The following is a 19,788-nucleotide window of genomic DNA, read 5'->3' on the forward strand; positions in this document are numbered from 1 at the left end:
GTGTTGATTTATGGTTCGGAGGAAGCTGAGAAGAGAACTTTGACCATTGTCGGTGCGGCGGTGCTGATATGTGTCGCGGTGGCCGGGCTGCTCGCTGAGTTCATTCCGTTCGGTGGCCGGCCGGCCGGGGTGATTTCGTTCTCTATCGACACGCCATATGTCGGTCAAGGAGTCGCCGAGGGCGCGGCGGTGGTCTTGCACGGGGTCAGGGTGGGGGAGGTCACGGGTGTGTCCAGCTTGCCTGGCGGGGGCGTGCGCGTCGCTGCTCACTTACAGAAGCCGCTGGCAGCCGGCTTGACCGACACGATGACGATCGACTTTCGGCCGGTCAACTATTTCGGTGTCACCGGCATCAATCTGATCCCGGGTGCTGGCGGCCGACCACTGAGGGACGGGATTCGGATCAACACGGTGCCGACCGGAAACTTCACCCTCCAGGCGTTGCTGTCCCGTCTTGGTGAGGTGTCGGTCGGCGTGTTGACACCACGGCTGATCCAGGTGATCGATCGCGCCACTCGCTATACCGACGCGCTGGATCCGCTGATAGAGACGGCGTTGATCACCGCCGATTCCGTTGCCCGGGTGCAAACAGTCAGTACCGCCCGACTCTTGAACAACACGGCCGGACTGAGCGTGGTGTTCCCGTCCACGGTCAACGCGCTCGCGGGAACCGGCGAGAGTTTGATACACAACGATATAAATTTCAAACACCACAGTGCCTCAGACGTCAGCAGCGACGAATTCGAGCACAAATACATACCGAGCCTGAAGTTGGCGTCCGAAGGGCTCTTGGCTGACGTGGGCAGGCTCGAGTCCACGCATCTTGACGATCTGCTTCCCGTGACCGAGGCGGTCAAGGCGCTGTTTGACGTGGTGCCGCCGTTGATCAGGCCCGAAGGCTTCGCGCAGCTGTTGGGCGAATTGCGGACCCGATTTGAGAAAATGTACGCAGGTCCCCCTGATCAGCGTGCTCTGAAAGTTCGCATTGTCCTTGACAACCTGCCCGGGGTGGCAGCTCCGATCAGCGCCATTGGGGGCCCCTGATGACACCCGTAGCGGCTTTGTGGCGCCTCGCGATAAGCGGCCTCACCGCGATCGCGTTTTTCATCTTGCTGGCCAACGTCATTCAGCAGCCCGTTGCAGCGGATCAGCGTTCGTATAGCGCGGAGTTCACCGACGCATCCGGACTGCATAAGGACGCCGACGTGCGTGTTCGCGGAGTGCGTGTCGGAAAGGTGCAATCGATCCGGCTCGAGCGACGGGGTGGCCAAAGCCTGGCTTGCGTCGGTTTTACGCTCGACAAGCGATACGGCGTGGTATCCGCCACTCGATTGGCCATCAAATACCAGACGCTCACCGGTTTGCGGTATGTCGATGTCATGAACCCGGTGGAGGTTTATTCGGTCACCGATCTCGTGACTCGGGCCACCACCGCGATGACACAACCATCGTTCGATATCACAGCGTTGTTCAACGGGCTGCAACCCGTGATCGCGACGTTGAGTCCCGACGAGATAAACACTTTCTCGACCAACGCGGTAGCGTACCTTTCCGGTGCTGGCGACGGCTTGGGGCCGATGCTGGAAAGTATCCGTAAGCTCACCGCGTTCGTGTCAAACCGCCAGCAAGTGGTCGCCACATTGATGCAAAATCTGTCAGAAGTCGCTGAGGTCATCGGTGGACATTCAAAAGAGTTGATCCAAATACTCGAGTGGGCAAACCGACCACTGGACAGTGCTCTCAAATACCTGGATGAATTCCGAAAATCTCAGCTCTTCGGTCCCGAATTCACCGCCGTGGCGCTCCGATTGATCGCTAATGCGGGATTCCCGCCGATTTCCAACAGCTCTTTTCGGTTTCAAATCTATCCGGCACCCGTTCCGGGCGACGACATTCCCACTGACATCGACGCCGCACTGGACCGGGCATTCACCAATGTCGACGACTATGTCGACGCGTTCAAGTTGGTCCCGGTCATGTGGGACGGCATTCCAGAACCGCCGGTCGCCGGGACGACTCTTCCTTGCACGAAGGGCCATTTCGAACTGCCGGCGCCGATGGACATCCTGGTCAACGGACAAAAGGTGGTCTTGTGCAACCGATGAAAGTGCTGCGTAGCCCGTTTGCGTGGGGTGCCGGTACGTTGGCCTTCGCGACGGTAATGGCGCTGGTGGCGGCCGCGCTCTACATCAGCCCACCAGCCCAGCGAATCGTCACGTTCTACACCGTAGATGCGGCTTCGATCCGTCGTGGTGATCAGGTGCGAATTGCCGGTATCACCGTCGGCAAGGTGAAAGATCTTGCGCTGGAACAAGACCGGGTGCGGGTAGAGGCGCAAATCGACAACGACGCATTCGTCGGTGACCAGTCGCAAATCCAGGTCCGCATGCTCACAGCGGTCGGCGGCTACTACGTGAACATCGTTTCGCTAGGGGACTCCGCTCTGGCTGGAAAGGCCGTTCCGGTGGAACGCGTGACGATGCCCTATAACCTGATGCGTACCCTCGCGGATGCGACGAAGATCACTGGAAACGTCAACCCGACGCCGATCAATCAGTCGCTGGAAGAGGTGCAGAAAGGACTTGCCGGGGGCAACGTCGACTCGCTCTCCGCAATAATCGATGCGGGCAACGCGCTCATGTCCACCATCGAAAAACAACGTGGGCAAGTGTCCGCGATTCTCAACCTATCCGACGAGTATATAAAAGGGCTGAGCAACTTCGGTGACGAGCTGAAGAACATGGTCCGCAAAATTTCGATCACGGAGCAGACGCTTGTGCTCTACGGAGAGGGATTCGGTGGTGCGCTCAAGGGATTGGGTGACATTATGGACGCGCTCGCACCGGCCGGTGTCTTTTACCAGAATCATCGCGACGATTTTCTCGAAAAGGTTCGGCACTGGCAAGAAAAAGCCCGGTACTGGGCGGATCGCAATGGCGTGATAGTCCGAGGGCTGCGCCTGGTGCGGAGCAAGATCGAGCGGGTCCTTGATGCGCAGAACGCGGGGCCAGAGCTGCTGGCCACCGACCTGTGCATACCCGTGACGGGAAGTGGGTGCTAATGGCCGCGCAGGTGCGCAGGCGCGTTTGCCGGGTCGCAGCAACCATGCTGACGGCCGCGTCGGTGGCCGCGGGCGGCTCGTGCGCGCCGAAGCCCGAGAGTCAGCGCGCCGACTACTGCGCGATCATGCCCGACAGCATCGGGCTTTATGTCGGTAATCCGGTCACCCAGATGGGCTATCAGATCGGATCGGTCAAAGCCATTGCCCCCGGTGCGCTCGACGTGCGTGTCGATTTCACGGTGACCGAGCATCGTCGGTTGCCGCGGGACGTCAAAGCGATCATCAGGTCGACATCAATCCTCGCCGACCGGTCGCTGGAACTGGTCGGCAACTATGCCTCGGGACCGCAGCTGCGCGCCGGCGGATGTGTTCCACTCACTCGCTCGTCGACCCCTAAGAGCCTGTCCGAAGTGATCGGCTCGGCAACCAGTTTCATCAATTCGGTCAACCCCAACGGGTCGACGAACATCGGCGATGTCGTGCGCGGTGTCGATCAGGCGATCCACAACCAGGGAGCCGGCATCAACCAACTGCTGACCACGTCGGCGGCGGTACTCGACAGTCCTGACCAAGCGATCAGCGACATCGGATCCCTCATCGCCGACCTGGCTCACCTGACGACGGTGCTCAAAGAGATCAGGGGGCCGCTGAAGGAGATCATGTATGACGCTCAGAAGACCACGCCGGGCCTGGACGCGGCAATCGACGGGGGCCGACGGCTGACCGACGGACTCATCTGGGTGATTCCGATGGTCGCTGATTTGGAGACAAACCTCGGGCAGGAGACTCAGTTCACCCTGGACACGACGGGGGTTCAGTTGAGGAAGCTCAGCGCGCATGCCCCCCGGCTTTCAAATCTGCTGAATCCGGTGCCCTGGTGGATCAACACCCTGGCCAATCATTTCAATAATCGGCCCTTCAGCCCTCTCAGATATCGGCCGCCGCTGTATCGCATCCATACCCCCGATGGAGTCGCGCTGTGCAATCTCATGAACGCATCGATGCCCGGCAGCTGCGCGAACGTCCAAGGACAGCCATACGCGGTCGACGTCGCACTGCTGCAGTACGTACTCAGCCAGGCGGCAAGGCGATGAGCAGGCAGGCGTGGTCGACTGCCGTCGTCGTCGCCAGTGTCGTCGCGGTGTCATCGTGCGCATCGCTGGACGTCAACGCGTTGCCCCAGCCCGGAAATGCCTACCACAACGGGCACAACATAGTCCTCGAATTCGACAACGTCCTCAATCTGCCCGAGCGCGCGAAAGTGGTCATGGACGGCAAGACCGTCGGCGTCGTGACCTACGTGGCGGTCACGAGCCATTACGTCGATGTCACCGCGCGACTCGACCCCAGCGTTGTGGTGCCGTCGAACATCCATGCGGCACTGCAGCAAGCCACGGTGCTGGGCGACATCTACGTCGCCCTCAACCGGCCCCGCAGCAAGGAACCGGCAGCCCCTGCACTAGGGCCGGACGGACGGGTCACGCTGGCGCACACCACGTCTCCGCCGCAACTGGAAGACACCATCGCTAATCTGGCGAACTTCGTGTCCAGCGGGTCCGTCCAACGAGTGCAGAACACGATTGTCGGCCTCAATCGCGTTACCCCACAAGGAGGTACGGCGCGCGAAATCGCCTCGCGAGTGGCCGTCGACCTTGCGGACCTGTCCAAGGGCATCGATACAGTCGACCAATGGCTCAACGGTGTGTCCGGAACGGCTGATGTCATGCACAACCGCATCCCGACATTCCAGGAATGGTTCTCGCCCAAAGGAATGGTGGGCTTTGATCGCATGACAAGATCTGCGGCCTACGTCGGCACGCTCCTGACTTCCGCCGGCAGCGTCTACTCGGACGGATATTGGTTGATTCCCCTGCTGAGTTCGGTCGCCGACGCCTTCGCGGCGATGCAGCGCGACAAACGGGCGTTCGAAGCCGAGTTGCCGGCGTGGCGACGGCTCTTCTACGAATACTTCCTCCCGCAGGATAAATATCCCGCGATGAACATCACGTCAATAGTGGGGCCCGACGGGCTGGAAATGTCCGACCACGTTCAAGATGTCCTGCGGATCATCGGGGCGGCGCCATGAGAGTGCGAGACATGTTGTCCTTCATGATATTCGGCCTGATGATCGCGTTGGCCGTGGGCTACATCGGCTTCCTTGGTGTCCGCATAGGGCCGCCCTCCCACCGCATCAACATCTCCATGCAGGTGGCCGATGTCAATAGTCTGGTCGTCGGGTCGAATGTACTGCTGCGGGGCGCGCCAGCCGGCAAGGTCACCAATATCACGGCCGCGGTCGACGGGGCAACTATCGACTTCTACATCGGCGACCGGTTCCACGTTCCCGCCGACAGCGATGTTCGCCTAGAGAATCTATCTGCGCTCGGCGAATCCTATATTGAGCTGGTTCCGCGGACTCAGGGCGGACCCATGCTGCACAACGGCCAGCGCATCGCAACAGAATCGATAAGCCAGCCACCCTCGATATCGGAATTGGCGAAAAGCGTGGTACGGGTGCTTAATCAGCTCGATCCCGGCGCGCTCGAACGCATCGTCGGCGAAGCCGACGTCGCACTGCCGAAGGCGAACTCAGTGCTTCCCAATCTCTCGCACGCCAGCAGCCTGCTGCGCAACACCGCGGCCGATATGCGTGGCCGCGGCCGAGAACTGCTCGACAACCTTCAGACACTGCTGGGCAAGGCCGGCTGGCTCGGCCCTCTGCTCGCCGAACTCACACCGATGGTCGAGAATCTCAACCCCCATATTCGTTCAGTGCTCAGCACCATCCCATTGGAGGTGGACGCCGGTGCGCCGGCAATGGATATCGCGTTCGACAAGTACCTGGGCCGAATTCAGAAGCTGTTGGACAACAATGGTGGCGACCTCAAGGTGCTTGGCGAAGCGTTCACGCCGCACGTCAAGCGCATCGCCGGCGCATTGCTCAACTTCGACACCGGTCAGATACTGGCGAACGTGTTGGACGGGCTGCCGGCGGACGGTGCGATTACCTTGCATGTCGCCATCACCGGAAATTAGGCGGGCAGCAATGGACTCCACCGGCGCCACCGCACTGGAAACACCCGACCTGGAAATTGAGAGGGGCACCCGATGAGCGTCAAAGAATCAGACACTTACGAACCGTGCGAGGCCGATTCGGCAGAGCCGGAGGCGCACGACACGACCAAGCAGGATCCTGCGCAACCGCAAGCGGTGGATCAGGCCGTGGATAACGCCAACGACAAGAGATCCGCGAGACAGCTCCGAGTGACAATCTCCTTCCGCAGTTTGGTGGTTGCGGCGGTGATCACCGCGCTTGTCGGCGCTGTCGCGGTGCTGGCTTGGCTGTACGTCGGAGTACGACACAATCTCGACGCCCAGGCTCGCCGATCGGAAACCACGACGCACGCCGAAAAAATCGCCCTCGACTATGCTGTGAATGCCGCGGCAATAAACTACACGAACATTAATGCGTGGAAGACCAAACTGGTCGCCGGAACCACTCCAGAACTCAAAGAGAAGTTGACCAAGGCGGCGCAGGAGATGGAGCAGATCCTGGTTCCTCTTCAGTGGATTTCCACCTCAAACCCACTCGTAGCCAAGGTTCGTTCGGATACGGGCGGAGTGTATGTCGTTGATTGTTTTGTCAGTATTCTCACCAAGACCGTGCAAGCCTCCGAACCGCTGCAATCCACGGCGACGTACAGTCTCACGATCGACAGCGGCAAGAACTGGCAAATCAGCGATGTTGGTGGGGTTGGCGCTGTGGTACAGCAGAAGTAACACACCAGAGCGCGAAAAGTACCGGAAAGAAATAACTATGCGTGAGGCTGGGATCGCTCAGAAACGGCAGCCAGCGACAAGGCTGTTGCCTTCGTTGCGCATCGCGGCGGGCTGTGCGGTGGTCATGCTGGCGGCGACAACCGTCGTGATGGGCCCGAAGTCCGGTGCCGACCCGCCGTACCAACCCGGCCCCGACAGCGATCTGATCCGGCCCTTACCGGTCGTCATCCCAACCGCCTCGAACTGGGCTCCGAAGTTTCCTTTTCCCTATGACCAAGCCAGAACAAGTGTTACCGATGCGGATATCGCCGCGGAGCGGGAGATGTGCCAGTGGTTCAACGCACAGTACGATACGCTGCGACGCCAGATCGACAGGCTGCAATTCGAGCGCATCACCCCCAACGGCCCGGGTGTCATCATGGGTTCGGCCAGCGACTGGGACTACAGTTTCGGGGTAGTTCAGCAGCAGGTCGACATCGTCACCGCAAACATCGACCAGTCGGTAGACTTCCTCGCCCCTCGTGTCCAAGCGCTCACCCAGACCCAGGACCACTCGGGCGACGTCTACTTCCCGCTTTACGAGGGCGAGAGTTTTTACCTGCTCTGGCAGCACCTATCCAATGTGAGTGCCGGCATCAAAGCCCATCAGCCCGACTGGTTTACCGGACCATCGGTGCAACGAGTCAAGCGTTGGGGCACCAGGATCCACCGTTCCCACGTGTGCGACTAGATGGAATCGCAACGAATGCAAGATATTCGAGACCGACAGGACGACCAATGAAGGGTCGACACGGTACGCTACCCCCAGGGCGCGATGGCAGACGGTGCAGCCGCTACCGTCGCTCGGCGGCCGTCGGGTGTGCGATCGCATTGGCGTTAGGCAACGCGACCTCGGGACACGCGGACCCGCCTGCCGATGCGGCGGCCAGTCCATTTCCGGATATGGCGCACATAACGACCTGGTACACCCAATTGGGGCCAGACGAATTCGTCATTCCCGACCATCCGGGCGTGTGGTTCTTGTCCCCTTCGGGGCTGAACTGCGGGATCTGGTTTTGGGGAAGCTTCGGCTGCACTGGTGATATTCCCGGCGCACCGCCGGGCGACAATCACATCGCCTGGTTCAACGGAAATCGCTCCGTGCACCACGGCTGGACGGCGGCTATTCAGTTCCCCGCCGGACAAGCGGCACGGACACTGCCTCCGCGCAGCTACGTGACCGATAACTCAACGACTTGCGCGAGCACGCCGGAGGGCAACACGTATTGCGGGCACGGCGAGTTCAAGTTCTTGATAACGCCACAAGGAACGTGGTTCAAAGCATGGGACGACAAGCGATCCTATGTATGTAATAGTTACGCATCCTGTCCCCCGAGTTAATCACCGCAGGCCTGAGTCGGCATGCAACTCGTGCATCGGAAATAGAGAAAGGGCAGCGATCATGGTCGGCCACCGTTTGGCTTCGTGGTCACCCCACAGCGGCAGGGGCACGCCGCCGCCATGGGATTCCATGATCGAATCGGCACTGATCGTCGCGATTGTTCTCGCCACTGGGACTACGCTGTCACCTGCGGCGGTCGCGGATTCGGGAACCGATCTCCGAGACGCTGTGTCGTTGGCTCGCAGCGAAACATCATGCAAAGCAATGCAATACAATCCGATCGTCGAGCATGTGGCATCGGTCATCAACCGATCGACCAACGACTACCTCGATCACACAGCAACGCGAGTCCCGGTTTCTGACCCACTGGAGGGCCTGAAAGATCTGGGCTACCGCGGCACCAAGGCATACCTGCTGCAGGGCGCCGACAAAAACGACGGCAACGCCATAAAGGGCGCACTTTTGGAAGGCTACGCCACGATCCCGAACTGCTCGTATAGAGACTTCGGGGTGAGCATTCGCCGTAACGACACGACCGGATACACCTTGGCTGCGGTCGTACTGGCGGGACCCTAGATAGCGTGCGGGACGGCAAATGATTCGCAGCAGGCTCGTAACGATAGTGGTCACCGGGTTATCTGCGGGGGTGCTGGCCCCAATCGCGCGCGCTGATGAGAGCGTGACCTACGAGGTCGTTTCGGATCAAATCCCGACAGTGGGCGGCATCGAGTATTTCGATGGCTCCGCGAGGCAACTTCTGCAGAATGTGCCGCTGCCATGGCGAACCGATGTGACGATGGCCAACCCCCGCAGCCTGGGCACGGATGGGGCCGAGGTTCGCGCCGACTGGCGAAGCAGCATCGCCGCTCCGGTATGGCAGCCTGGTAAGTGGGTGACAGTACGGATCTACATCGGCAACGTCCTCAGATGCCAAAATACGCTCGATGTCGGCAATGCGGCGTGCTACGGCAGCACGTCCTTTAGGTCATGACCGGGGTTTGCCGCACAGAAGGATGACAGTTTCTGTCGCGCGGCTCGGTTGGCCGCGAACAGCTCATAGGCTCGAGGGAGTAGCCGATCGATCGAAGCCACAAAACCCCTCGGCCAAAGCGATAGCCTGAATCGAGGCTTGTTGGCCGGCGGAGACCACCCAGATGTGTCCGGGGTCGCCGGTCGCAGCGGTTCGCTGGGACGCTCCCGGAGCCTGGCGCCGACCCGGCCGGGCTGGTCGCGTTTTCGACGACGAATTCGGCGAGGATCCCAGCATGCCGCTGCTGCCGCATACCTGGCGCATACCTGGCGCGATGAGCCTGGACCGCAAGGCGGCCGCTGAGCAAGGCCCTATATCGGACTGCGGGGCTCGCCTCGGTGGGGCGTGGCGCAGCGGTGTTCGCCCGGGACTGCACACGGCGTGACCTCGACCGGCGCGTCGCCGCGCCGGTTTCAGTGTCGCGCCTGCCCTGCCCCCCCGCGCCCGCATCGTCGCCGGGGGGTGTCCACCACTAGGCTGGCCCGCTGTGATCACCCGGATGTCCGAGCTCTTCCTGCGCACCCTGCGTGACGATCCCGCCGAGGCCGAAGTCCCCAGCCACAGGCTGCTGATCCGCGCCGGATACGTTCGTCCCGTCGCGCCCGGGCTGTACAGCTGGCTGCCCCTGGGATTACGGGTCCTGCGCAGGATCGAACGCGTCGTCCGCGACGAGATGAACGCCATCGGCGGCCAGGAGATCCTGTTCCCGGCCCTGCTGCCGCGCGCGCCGTACGAGACGACGAACCGCTGGACCGAATACGGCGACAGCGTGTTCCGGCTGCAGGACCGCCGCGGCCACGACTACCTGCTGGGCCCCACCCACGAGGAGCTGTTCACCCTGACCGTCAAGGGCGAATACAACTCCTACAAAGACCTTCCGCTGGTGCTCTACCAGATCCAGAACAAGTACCGCGACGAGGCGCGGCCGCGAGCCGGCATCCTGCGCGTCCGGGAGTTCCTGATGAAGGACTCCTACTCCTTCGACGTCGACGACGCCGGCCTCGAGGCCGCCTACCGCGCGCACCGCGAGGCCTACCAGCGCATCTTCGCTCGGTTGCAGGTGGGCTACGTCATCGTCTCAGCGACTTCGGGCGCGATGGGCGGCAGCGCCTCCGAGGAGTTCCTGGCCGAGAGCACCATCGGCGAGGACACCTTCGTGCGGTGCCTGGAATCCGGTTACGCGGCCAACGTCGAGGCCGTGGTCACCACCCGGCCCGAACCGCGTCCCGCGGAGGTCGTGGCTTGCTTGCCCGAGGCACAGGTCCACGACACGGGCGACACCCCGACCATCGCCAGCCTGGTGGAGTGGGCCAACAACGCCGGCCTGGGCCGCACCGTCACGGCGGCCGACACACTGAAAAACGTCTTGCTGAAAGTCCGCGAGCCCGGCGGGGACTGGGAGCTGCTGGCCATCGGGCTGCCCGGCGACCGGGAAGTCGACGACAAGCGGCTGGGCGCGGCCCTCGAGCCCGCAGAGCACGCACTGCTCGACGACACCGATTTCGCCAGGTACCCATTCCTGGTGAAGGGCTATATTGGCCCGAAGGGCTTGCACGACAACAAGGTTCGCTACCTGGTCGATCCGCGGGTGGTCGAGGGCACCAGCTGGATCACCGGGGCCGACGAGCCCGGGCGGCATGTCGTGGGCCTGGTGGCCGGCCGCGACTTCACCGCCGACGGCACCATCGAGGCCGCCGAGGTGCGAGACGGAGACCCGTCACCCGACGGAGCGGGCCCGCTGGTGTCCGCACGCGGCATCGAGATCGGGCACATCTTCCAGCTCGGCCGCAAGTACACCGATGCTTTCGCCGTCGACGTGCTCGGCGAGGACGGAAAACCGGTGCGGGTGACGATGGGTTCCTACGGCATCGGGGTGTCGCGGCTGGTCGCCGTCATCGCCGAGCAGCACCACGACGAACTCGGGTTGCGCTGGCCGTCGGCGGTGGCGCCGTTCGACGTCCACCTGGTGATCGCCAACAAGGACGCCGGGGCCCGAACCGGAGCCACCGCGCTGGCCTCCGACCTGGACCGGTTGGGCGTCGAGGTGCTGCTCGACGACCGCCAGGCCTCACCCGGCGTGAAGTTCAAGGACGCCGAGTTGCTCGGGGTGCCCTGGATCGTCGTCGTCGGGCGCGGCTGGGGCAACGGCATGGTCGAGTTGCGTGACCGCTTCACCGGGCAGACCCGCGAGCTGGCCGCCGGCGAGTCGCTGGCCGCCCAGATCGCGGCGCTGCTGGGTTCTTGACCGCGACGCGGGGAACTCTTATTCGTCGCCGCCCGGGAAGGCCGTCGTGATGGGCCAGGCGCCCAGCACCCGGTTCCACCTGGCGGCCAGCACCGCGCATTGGGTCAGGGCCGTCGAGGCGAACGCACGGTCCTCTGCCGTCTCGGCGCGCTCGATGACCACACGCCAGGCCGTCGCGCAGTCGTTCTCCATCCGCGCCGCGAGGCGAGCCGCGTCCGCCGGGCTGGCCACCAGCATCGGCAACTGGTAACCGGCGGCGGGGACCGGTGCGTTCACCTTGCGCGCGTTGAGCATCGCGATGAGGTCGTCGCGGCGCTGGCGGTGCTCGGTCAGGCCTTCCACCACCAGATTGTTGACGCCGGGAGGCGAGAGGGCCGACACGATGCCGTAGCCGTAGATGGTCGAGTGTTCGACGGCGAGCGCGTCGCACAGCGCCGCGTCGTCGCCATCCTTGCCGGTGGTGCCGGCCGGCGACCGCTTCGCCGTCGCGCGCGGCGTGGGCGTCGTCACGGTGTCGGTCCCGCGGGTGCCAGCGCGACCGAGTAACTCGCCGTGCAGCTGGCGGCGATGGAAGCCAGCAGTCCGGCCCGGTAACCCGACGAGGTGGCCACCAGGCGGCCGGCGCTCTCGGCGGAGACGCGCAGCGACTCGACCACATCGGACAGCGGAGGCGGTGGTGGCGGCGCCGCCTCGCCGGTCGGGCTGGGGCTGGTCGTCTCGCTTGACGTACTGGAGGCCGCACCCGACTTGGCAGAGGCGCGCCAGATCTCCGTGGACAGGGCACGGGCATGCGCGGCGCGCTGGGTGGCGACCACGGACAGCGCGGCGGCAACCTGGGGCGGGTTGCCGACGGCGGCCGCGGCCGCGCCGGCGAGCGCACTGTCGTGCCGCGCCTGGTCCAACGGCCCGAACAGATCTTCGACGCCAACAGGCTTGGGCGCGGGCTCGCCGCAGGCGGACACCATCACCCCGAGCGCGGCCAAGGCAGCGCCGCCGGTGAGCACACCCCGCCTGTTGGTAACCGGTGATGGGCTGGGCACAGCAATATCCTGCCATTGGTCTGAGGCTGACCGCTGTAAGGACCTTGACCAGGCGATAACGCCGTCATCCGCGATCTCTGGCGTATCGTTGAGTCGCGGTCCTCGGGAAACGGTGGCCGCCACCGTTCCACCGGGCCACGGACGCCGCCCGACGCGGGGTGGGCGGCGACACTCGCCAGATGACCGGACAACTCAAGATGAGGAGCTCGCAGTGACCACCGGGCTACCGTCGCAGACGCAGGTGATCGAGCTGCTCACCGGGGAGTTCGCGCGCGCCGGCTATGAGATCGAAGACGTGGTCATCGACTCCCGGGCACGTCCGCCGCGGATCACGGTCGTCGCCGACGGTGACACTGCGCTTGACCTCGACACGATAGCGACCCTGTCGCGCTCGGCGTCGGCTTTGCTGGACGGCCTGAACGACGTTGGGGACGGCTACGTGCTCGAGGTCAGTTCACCCGGCGTCGAGCGCCCACTGACCAGCGTCAAGCACTTTCGCCGCGCCCGCGGCCGCACAATCGATGCCACCTTGTCCGACGGCTCCCGGCTCACCGGCCGGGTCGGCGAGACCCGCGAGGACGCGGTCTTTCTGGTGGTGCGCAACGGCAGCGGCCTGGCCGTTCGCGAGGTTCCCCTCGCCGACATCGTGAAGGCCGTGGTGCAGGTGGAGTTTTCCCCGCCGAGCCAGGTCGAGTCGGATCTGGCCCGCACGGATCAGGCCCGCAGGACGGAGGCCGGGACATGAACATCGACATGGCGGCGCTGCATGCTATCGAGGTGGACCGGGGCATCTCGGTCACCGAGCTGCTCGAGACGATCAAATCGGCGCTGCTCACCGCCTACCGGCACACCCAGGGCCATCAGAACGACGCGCGCATCGAGATCGACCGCAAAACCGGTGTCGTGCGGGTGATGGCTCGCGAGACCGACGAGGACGGCAACGTCATCAGCGAGTGGGACGACACCCCCGAGGGTTTCGGCCGCATCGCCGCCACCACCGCACGGCAGGTCATGCTGCAGCGTTTCCGCGACGCCGAGAACGAACGTACCTACGGCGAGTTCTCCACCCGCGAGGGTGAGATCGTCGCCGGGGTGATCCAGCGGGACAGCCGGGCCAACGCCCGCGGCCTGGTGGCGGTCCGGATCGGCACCGAAACCAAAGCCTCCGAGGGTGTGATCCCGTCGGCCGAGCAGGTTCCGGGGGAGAGCTACGAGCACGGCAACCGGGTCCGGTGCTATGTGGTGGGCGTCACCCGCGGGTCCCGTGAGCCGATGATCACGTTGTCGCGGACCCACCCGAACCTGGTGCGCAAGCTGTTCTCCCTGGAGGTGCCCGAGATCGCCGACGGCTCGGTGGAGATCGTGGCGGTCGCCCGGGAGGCGGGTCATCGCTCCAAGATCGCGGTGCGGTCCAACGTTCCGGGCCTCAACGCCAAGGGCGCCTGCATCGGCCCGATGGGACAGCGGGTCCGCAACGTGATGAGCGAGCTCTCCGGGGAGAAGATCGACATCATCGACCATGACGAGGACCCGGCCCGTTTCGTCGCCAACGCACTGTCACCGGCCAAGGTCGTCTCGGTGTCGATCATCGATGCGGCCGCCCGCGCCGCCCGCGTGGTGGTGCCCGACTTCCAGCTGTCGCTGGCCATCGGCAAGGAGGGCCAGAACGCCCGGCTGGCCGCCCGGCTCACCGGGTGGCGCATCGACATCCGCGGCGACTCGCCGGCGCACGCCGAGGACCGCCCCGACCAGGGTGACGGCCGGGCGGTCGGGCCATCGGGCTAGCCCGGTCGGATGGGAAGATCACGGTCCGGCTGCGGGTGGTTCTGACCACGGGCCGGGTGACGCTAGACTGAGCCGTGATCCAGCGCAAGCTTTCGGCTCCCGAAGCCGGTTGGGCGCACCGAAGCACCGATGGACCGGTGCGCACGTGCGTCGGCTGCCGAAAGCGAGAGTTGGCCGTCGACCTGCTTCGAGTGGCAGCTGTGTCTACGGGGAACGGTACTTATGCCGTGACCGTTGACACGGGCACTGGCGTGCCGGGACGGGGTGCGTGGCTGCACCCCGAACCACAGTGCATCCACCAGGCGATTCGGCGGCGAGCTTTCACCAGGGCGCTGCGCATCGCCGGTTCACCGGACACCACCGCGGTGGTCGAGTACGCCAATGCACTCGACTCGCCCGGCAGAAAGAACAGGTAGCAAGAACATGAGCACACCGTGAAGTTTCGATGACCATGCGTCATAGCTAGAACCGAGGCGCCGGCCTACGACTGTCGCGCCTCATAGACAGGAGATGTAGTGGCAGGTAAGGCCCGCGTACACGAGTTGGCCAAGGAACTCGGTGTCACCAGCAAGGAAGTCCTCGCCCGGCTCAGCGAGCAGGGCGAATTCGTCAAATCCGCGTCGTCGACGGTGGAGGCGCCGGTAGCCCGGCGGCTGCGCGAGTCCTTGGGCGGCGGGAAGCCGGCCCCCGGGAAGAGCGCGACCAGGGCTCCCGCCAAGGGCCCCGACAAATCGCTCGACCAGGCCCTCGACGAGGCGATCAGCAAGTCCGTCGGCAACGGGGAAGCCGTAGCGGCGCCCGCCAAACCAACGAGTCCCGAGGCCGCACCGGCGCCGGCAGCCCAGGCTTCCCCGGTCCAGGCTTCCCCGGCCCCGCCCGCCGGGACCCCGCAGCCGGCGCCCGGCCGTCCGTCGGCCCCGGCGCCCAAGTCCACGCCCACGGCCCCCGGCCAGCAACCCGGCCAGGCGGCGGGGCCGCACCCCGGTGCGACACCGGGCCCGCGTCCAGGGCCCGCGCCGAAGCCCGGCGTGCGTACCCCGCGCGTCGGCAACAACCCGTTCTCGTCGGCCCAGCCTGTCGACCGGCCCATTCCGCGTCCGGCGGCACCTCGCCCCGGCGCGCCCCGGCCGGGAGCGCCGCGCCCGGGCGCTTCGCCTGGCAACATGCCCCCGCGGCCCGGCGGTGCCGCCGGTGGGCCGCGTCCGCCTCGGACCGGCGCGCCCCGGCCCGGCGGTGCTCGCCCCGGCGGCGGTCGCCCCGACGGCGGCGGCGGCGGTAATTACCGCGGCGGTGCTGGCGGCGGGGTCGGTGCCGCACCCGGCGCCGGTGGCGGCGGTTTCCGCGGCCGCCCGGGTGGTGGTGGCGGCGGTGGCCGTCCCGGCCAGCGCGGGGGTGCCGCCGGCGCGTTCGGCCGTCCCGGCGGAGCGCCACGGCGCGGCCGCAAGTCCAAGCGGGCCAAACGCGCCGAATACGAGAACATGCAGGCGCCCGTCGTCGGCGGCGTTCGGCTGCCGCACGGCAACGGCGAGACGATCCGGCTGGCACGCGGGGCGTCGTTGAGCGACTTCGCCGAGAAGATCGACGCCAATCCGGCATCGCTGGTGCAGGCGCTTTTCAACCTCGGCGAGATGGTGACGGCGACCCAGTCGGTCGGCGACGAGACGCTCGAGCTGCTGGGCAGCGAGATGAACTACAACGTCCAGGTCGTCAGCCCCGAGGACGAGGACCGCGAGCTGCTGGAGTCCTTCGACCTGTCCTACGGCGAGGACGAGGGCGGCGAGGAGGACCTGCAGATTCGTCCGCCGGTGGTGACCGTCATGGGTCACGTCGACCACGGCAAGACCCGGCTGCTGGACACGATCCGAAACGCCAGCGTCCGCGAGGGCGAGGCCGGGGGCATCACCCAGCACATCGGCGCCTACCAGGTCACCGTCGAACTCGACGGCACCGAGCGGCCGATCACCTTCATCGACACCCCCGGTCACGAGGCATTCACCGCCATGCGGGCCCGCGGCGCCAAGGCCACCGACATTGCGATCGTGGTGGTGGCCGCCGACGACGGCGTCATGCCACAGACGGTGGAGGCCATCAACCACGCGCAGGCCGCCGACGTGCCGATCGTGGTGGCGGTCAACAAGATCGACGTCGAGGGCGCCGATCCGGCCAAGATTCGCGGCCAGCTCACCGAATACGGTTTGGTGGCAGAGGATTTCGGCGGCGACACCATGTTCGTCGACATCTCCGCCAAGCAGGGCACCAACATCGAGGCGCTGCTGGAAGCGGTCGTGCTGACCGCCGACGCCGCCCTGGACCTGCGGGCCAACCCCGACATGGAGGCCCAGGGTGTGGCGATCGAGGCGCACCTGGACCGCGGTCGCGGCCCGGTGGCCACCGTGTTGATTCAACGCGGCACGCTGCGCGTCGGCGACTCGGTGGTCGCCGGTGACGCCTACGGCCGCGTGCGCCGGATGGTCGACGAACACGGCGAGGACATCGAGGCGGCGCTGCCGTCCCGGCCCGTGCAGGTCATCGGCTTCACCTCGGTGCCCGGCGCCGGCGACAACTTCCTCGTCGTCGACGAGGACCGCATCGCCCGCCAGATCGCCGACCGGCGCAGCGCGCGCAAGCGCAACGCCCTGGCCGCGCGTTCCCGCAAGCGGATCAGCCTGGAGGACCTGGACTCGGCGCTGAAGGAGACCAGCCAGCTGAACCTGATCCTCAAGGGCGACAACGCAGGCACCGTCGAGGCGCTGGAAGAGGCCCTGATGGGCATCGTCGTCGACGACGAGGTTGCGCTGCGCGTCATCGACCGCGGCGTCGGTGGCATCACCGAGACCAACGTCAACCTGGCGTCGGCGTCGGACGCGGTGATCATCGGTTTCAACGTGCGCGCCGAGGGCAAGGCGACCGAGCTCGCCAACCGCGAGGGCGTCGAGATCCGTTACTACTCGGTGATCTACCAGGCCATCGACGACATCGAGAAGGCCCTGCGCGGCATGCTCAAGCCGATCTACGAGGAGAAAGAACTGGGCCGCGCCGAGATCCGGGCGATCTTCCGGTCGTCCAAGGTCGGCAACATCGCCGGCTGCATGATCACCTCCGGCGTGGTGCGCCGCAATGCCAAGGCCCGGCTGTTGCGCGACAACATCGTGGTCAGCGAAAACCTCTCGATCAGTTCGCTGCGCCGGGAGAAGGACGACGTGACCGAGGTCCGCGAGGGCTTCGAGTGCGGCATGACGGTGGGCTACGCCGACATCAAAGAAGGCGACATCATCGAGTCCTACGAGCTGGTGCAGAAGGAACGGACCTGATGGCCGATCCTGCCCGGGCGCGCCGGCTGGCCAGGCGGATCAACACGATCGTCGCTTCGGCGATCGAATTCGAGATCAAGGATCCGGGGCTGGCCGGGGTGACGATCGTCGACACCAAGGTGACCGCCGACCTGCACGACGCGACCGTGTACTACACGGTGCTGGGCCCCACGTTGGACGACGAGCCGGATTACGACGCGGCGGCGGCCGCGCTGGACCGTGCCAGGGGCGCCCTGCGCACCAAGGTCGGGGCGGGCACCGGCGTGCGTTTCACTCCCACGCTGACGTTCGCCCGGGACACCACGTCGGAGACCGTGCACCGCATGGACGAGTTGCTCGCCCAGGCGCGCGCCGCGGACGCCGGTCTGGCGCGGGTTCGCGTCGGGGCCAAACCGGCCGGGGAGGCCGATCCCTACCGCGACCGGGCTACGGTCGAGGACACGGCCTGCGAGGACAGCGGTGCGGGCGATCGATCCCGGGACTGAGGTGGCCGGTGAAGTGGCCGGCGAGGTGGCCGAGACCGCGCGCGCGGACGCACGGAACCGCTGCGTGGATGCGCTCGGTGCCGCCGAGTTGCTGTCGGCTGCCGCGACGATCGCGGTGATCTCCCACGTCCATCCGGACGCCGACACGATCGGCGCCGGGCTGGCGCTGGCCCTGGCGCTGGATGCGAGCGGCAAGCAGGTCGAGGTCGGCTTCGCCGCGCCCGCCACGCTGCCGGAGTCGCTGGCGTCGCTGCCGGGATGTCAGCTGCTGGTGCGCTCCGAGGAGATGCGAGCCGACGTTGATCTGGTCGTGACCGTTGACGTTCCGAGCGCGACGAGGCTGGGTGGGTTGAGGGGGCTGGCGATGTCGGCTCCGCAGTTGCTGGTCATCGACCACCATGTCTCCAACGAGATGTTCGGGACCGCGAATTTCGTCGACCTGTCCGCGGATTCCACGACGATGATGATCGCCGACTTGTTGGACGCATGGGGCCGGCCGATCGACTGCGACATCGCGCACTGCATCTATGCCGGGCTGACCACCGACACCGGGTCGTTTCGCTGGGCCGGCGCCCGCGCGCTGCGGCTGGCGGCCCGGCTGGTCGAGATCGGCGTGGACAACGCGACGCTCAGCCGGACGCTGATGGACACCCATCCGTTCGCGTGGCTGCCACTGCTGTCGCGGGTGCTGGGTTCCGCGCGGTTGCTGCCCGACGCGGTCGGCGGCCTGGGGTTGGTGTACGCGGTCGTCGAGAACAGGGACTGGGCGAGCTCGCGGGCCGAGGAGGTCGAGAGCATCGTCGACATCGTGCGCACCACGCAGCAGGCCGAGGTGGCGGCGGTCTTCAAGGAGGTCGAGCCGCGGCAGTGGTCGGTGTCGATGCGGGCCAAGCACGTCGATCTGGTCGCCGTCACATCCGGTTTCGGCGGCGGGGGCCACCGGCTGGCGGCCGGCTACTCGACCACGGGCTCGATCCACGACGTGGTGGCGTCGCTGCGCGCCGCCCTCGGCTGAGTGCCGTCCCGGCTAGAACGCCCAGCTGCCGGAGCGCTGGAGAACGAACCCGTGGTCGCCGCTGGTGGTATCCAGGCAGGCGGCGAGATTCTCCGTGCCGACGACGCACGTCACGTTGAGATACGACAACTTCTGGCCCGGACCCAGCAATTTGCCGTTCGAGGGCAACGAGGCGGGGCTGCCGTCGCAGCCGCCGTAGGACATGCGGCTCAACGCGTAGCCGGGTCCCTTGAAATTCACCGCCCCCACCACGCAATCACCCGGCCGGGGATGGCTGCCGCCGGGGAAGGGGACGTCGCTCATCCCCGGCATGTCGCCGTTGCACCGGATGTCCTGTGAGGGGTGCGGCGCTGGCGGCGGCCCGCCGTAGAAGTCGCAGACGAGGTTGTTCGGGGCGGAGAACCTGACCCGGGGGGACGTGCCCGGTCCCGCCGTGGTGAGGTAGCTGTCCGCGGGGACCGCGCTGAAATCGTCGAGAGTGGGGAATCCGGGCGGGGGCTGCGCGGCCGCCCGCGGCGCGGCTGCCGTGATCGCGGAGGCCATCGCGGTGGCTGCTACCAAGGCCAGGGCGCCGGGCGCCCGCGCGGTGAGATCGACGACAGCACGCACCGATGCCTCCTGCGCTCCCGAACCTGTTCTGCGGTTGTTGGGATCG

Annotated in this window: 21 protein-coding genes; 18 read left to right on the forward strand and 3 right to left on the reverse strand. The window is 65.7% G+C overall.

The window, feature by feature from the left end:
* Positions 1–3: 3 nt before the first annotated feature.
* The 12 genes from AC2VOP_RS04240 to AC2VOP_RS04295 all read left to right on the forward strand — a co-directional run bounded on the left by AC2VOP_RS04240 (position 4) and on the right by AC2VOP_RS04295 (position 11,497).
* Positions 4–1,044 (forward strand): MlaD family protein, encoded by a 1,041-nt coding sequence (locus tag AC2VOP_RS04240; RefSeq protein WP_486959803.1) that lies wholly within the window; start codon positions 4–6, stop codon positions 1,042–1,044.
* Positions 1,041–2,105: an MlaD family protein gene (locus tag AC2VOP_RS04245; protein WP_428900847.1), complete on the forward strand. Its 1,065-nt coding sequence runs from the start codon at positions 1,041–1,043 to the stop codon at positions 2,103–2,105. The genes AC2VOP_RS04240 and AC2VOP_RS04245 overlap by 4 nt, the downstream gene beginning before the upstream one ends.
* A complete protein-coding gene (locus AC2VOP_RS04250) occupies positions 2,102–3,061 on the forward strand; it encodes an MlaD family protein (protein ID WP_428900846.1) in 960 nt (319 codons plus the stop codon). Before AC2VOP_RS04245 ends, AC2VOP_RS04250 begins: the two co-directional genes overlap by 4 nt.
* Positions 3,061–4,155, forward strand: a complete 1,095-nt coding sequence (locus tag AC2VOP_RS04255) for an MlaD family protein (RefSeq protein ID WP_428900816.1) — start codon at positions 3,061–3,063, stop codon at positions 4,153–4,155. Before AC2VOP_RS04250 ends, AC2VOP_RS04255 begins: the two co-directional genes overlap by 1 nt.
* A complete protein-coding gene (locus AC2VOP_RS04260; RefSeq protein ID WP_428900845.1) occupies positions 4,152–5,147 on the forward strand; it encodes an MlaD family protein in 996 nt (331 codons plus the stop codon). Before AC2VOP_RS04255 ends, AC2VOP_RS04260 begins: the two co-directional genes overlap by 4 nt.
* On the forward strand, positions 5,144–6,097 hold the full coding sequence (locus tag AC2VOP_RS04265) for an MlaD family protein (protein WP_428900815.1): 954 nt from the start codon (positions 5,144–5,146) through the stop codon (positions 6,095–6,097). The genes AC2VOP_RS04260 and AC2VOP_RS04265 overlap by 4 nt, the downstream gene beginning before the upstream one ends.
* 72 nt (positions 6,098–6,169) lie before the next feature.
* A complete protein-coding gene (locus AC2VOP_RS04270) occupies positions 6,170–6,841 on the forward strand; it encodes a hypothetical protein (RefSeq protein ID WP_428900814.1) in 672 nt (223 codons plus the stop codon).
* Between the two features lie 148 nt (positions 6,842–6,989).
* Positions 6,990–7,571 (forward strand): hypothetical protein, encoded by a 582-nt coding sequence (locus AC2VOP_RS04275; protein ID WP_428900844.1) that lies wholly within the window; start codon positions 6,990–6,992, stop codon positions 7,569–7,571.
* Between the two features lie 780 nt (positions 7,572–8,351).
* A complete protein-coding gene (locus tag AC2VOP_RS04280) occupies positions 8,352–8,798 on the forward strand; it encodes a hypothetical protein (RefSeq protein ID WP_428900813.1) in 447 nt (148 codons plus the stop codon).
* Between the two features lie 46 nt (positions 8,799–8,844).
* The gene (locus tag AC2VOP_RS04285) at positions 8,845–9,213 is read left to right on the forward strand and encodes a hypothetical protein (protein WP_486959799.1); all 369 of its coding nucleotides are present in this window, start codon (positions 8,845–8,847) and stop codon (positions 9,211–9,213) included.
* A 163-nt stretch (positions 9,214–9,376) separates the two neighbouring features.
* Entirely contained in the window at positions 9,377–9,637 is a 261-nt protein-coding gene (locus AC2VOP_RS04290; RefSeq protein ID WP_486959800.1) for a hypothetical protein, read from the forward strand.
* 102 nt (positions 9,638–9,739) lie between these two features.
* Entirely contained in the window at positions 9,740–11,497 is a 1,758-nt protein-coding gene (locus tag AC2VOP_RS04295; RefSeq protein ID WP_428900810.1) for a proline--tRNA ligase, read from the forward strand.
* A gap of 18 nt (positions 11,498–11,515) precedes the next feature.
* Here the strand turns inward: AC2VOP_RS04295 and AC2VOP_RS04300 are convergent, their stop codons facing one another.
* Both AC2VOP_RS04300 and AC2VOP_RS04305 read right to left on the reverse strand, forming a co-directional pair.
* Entirely contained in the window at positions 11,516–12,007 is a 492-nt protein-coding gene (locus tag AC2VOP_RS04300; RefSeq protein ID WP_428900809.1) for a ferritin-like domain-containing protein, read from the reverse strand.
* Positions 12,004–12,462, reverse strand: a complete 459-nt coding sequence (locus AC2VOP_RS04305; protein WP_428900843.1) for a hypothetical protein — start codon at positions 12,460–12,462, stop codon at positions 12,004–12,006. The genes AC2VOP_RS04300 and AC2VOP_RS04305 overlap by 4 nt, the downstream gene beginning before the upstream one ends.
* Before the next feature lie 286 nt (positions 12,463–12,748).
* Here AC2VOP_RS04305 and rimP point away from each other — a divergent pair, with 286 nt between their 5' ends.
* The 6 genes from rimP to AC2VOP_RS04335 all read left to right on the forward strand — a co-directional run bounded on the left by rimP (position 12,749) and on the right by AC2VOP_RS04335 (position 19,133).
* Positions 12,749–13,282: a ribosome maturation factor RimP gene (rimP, locus tag AC2VOP_RS04310; RefSeq protein ID WP_486959801.1), complete on the forward strand. Its 534-nt coding sequence runs from the start codon at positions 12,749–12,751 to the stop codon at positions 13,280–13,282.
* Positions 13,279–14,322 carry a transcription termination factor NusA gene (gene nusA, locus AC2VOP_RS04315; RefSeq protein ID WP_428900807.1) on the forward strand — a complete coding sequence of 348 codons (1,044 nt, stop codon included), beginning with the start codon at positions 13,279–13,281 and terminating at the stop codon, positions 14,320–14,322. The genes rimP and nusA overlap by 4 nt, the downstream gene beginning before the upstream one ends.
* A 200-nt stretch (positions 14,323–14,522) precedes the next feature.
* Positions 14,523–14,738 (forward strand): YlxR family protein, encoded by a 216-nt coding sequence (locus AC2VOP_RS04320; RefSeq protein WP_421528979.1) that lies wholly within the window; start codon positions 14,523–14,525, stop codon positions 14,736–14,738.
* A 99-nt stretch (positions 14,739–14,837) separates the two neighbouring features.
* Positions 14,838–17,633: a translation initiation factor IF-2 gene (gene infB, locus AC2VOP_RS04325; protein WP_486959802.1), complete on the forward strand. Its 2,796-nt coding sequence runs from the start codon at positions 14,838–14,840 to the stop codon at positions 17,631–17,633.
* Entirely contained in the window at positions 17,633–18,118 is a 486-nt protein-coding gene (gene rbfA, locus AC2VOP_RS04330) for a 30S ribosome-binding factor RbfA (RefSeq protein ID WP_428900804.1), read from the forward strand. The genes infB and rbfA overlap by 1 nt, the downstream gene beginning before the upstream one ends.
* Positions 18,093–19,133: a DHH family phosphoesterase gene (locus tag AC2VOP_RS04335; protein WP_428900803.1), complete on the forward strand. Its 1,041-nt coding sequence runs from the start codon at positions 18,093–18,095 to the stop codon at positions 19,131–19,133. Before rbfA ends, AC2VOP_RS04335 begins: the two co-directional genes overlap by 26 nt.
* 12 nt (positions 19,134–19,145) lie before the next feature.
* On the opposite strand, the gene AC2VOP_RS04340 is transcribed toward AC2VOP_RS04335, so the two are convergent.
* Entirely contained in the window at positions 19,146–19,742 is a 597-nt protein-coding gene (locus tag AC2VOP_RS04340; protein ID WP_428900802.1) for a hypothetical protein, read from the reverse strand.
* Positions 19,743–19,788 lie beyond the last annotated feature (46 nt).

The organism is Mycobacterium sp. TH-M106 (assembly GCF_057473765.1).

Excerpts from the sequence above, each read along its gene's own strand:
- AC2VOP_RS04250 (WP_428900846.1), top strand. The coding sequence starts at position 2,102 with ATGAAAGTGCTGCGTAGCCCGTTTGCGTGGGGTGCCGGTACGTTGGCC.
- AC2VOP_RS04255 (WP_428900816.1), top strand. The coding sequence starts at position 3,061 with ATGGCCGCGCAGGTGCGCAGGCGCGTTTGCCGGGTCGCAGCAACCATG.
- AC2VOP_RS04260 (WP_428900845.1), top strand. The coding sequence starts at position 4,152 with ATGAGCAGGCAGGCGTGGTCGACTGCCGTCGTCGTCGCCAGTGTCGTC.
- AC2VOP_RS04265 (WP_428900815.1), top strand. The coding sequence starts at position 5,144 with ATGAGAGTGCGAGACATGTTGTCCTTCATGATATTCGGCCTGATGATC.
- AC2VOP_RS04270 (WP_428900814.1), top strand. The coding sequence starts at position 6,170 with ATGAGCGTCAAAGAATCAGACACTTACGAACCGTGCGAGGCCGATTCG.
- AC2VOP_RS04275 (WP_428900844.1), top strand. The coding sequence starts at position 6,990 with ATGGGCCCGAAGTCCGGTGCCGACCCGCCGTACCAACCCGGCCCCGAC.
- AC2VOP_RS04280 (WP_428900813.1), top strand. The coding sequence starts at position 8,352 with ATGATCGAATCGGCACTGATCGTCGCGATTGTTCTCGCCACTGGGACT.
- AC2VOP_RS04290 (WP_486959800.1), top strand. The coding sequence starts at position 9,377 with ATGTGTCCGGGGTCGCCGGTCGCAGCGGTTCGCTGGGACGCTCCCGGA.
- AC2VOP_RS04305 (WP_428900843.1), bottom strand. The coding sequence starts at position 12,462 with ATGGTGTCCGCCTGCGGCGAGCCCGCGCCCAAGCCTGTTGGCGTCGAA.
- nusA (WP_428900807.1), top strand. The coding sequence starts at position 13,279 with ATGAACATCGACATGGCGGCGCTGCATGCTATCGAGGTGGACCGGGGC.
- rbfA (WP_428900804.1), top strand. The coding sequence starts at position 17,633 with ATGGCCGATCCTGCCCGGGCGCGCCGGCTGGCCAGGCGGATCAACACG.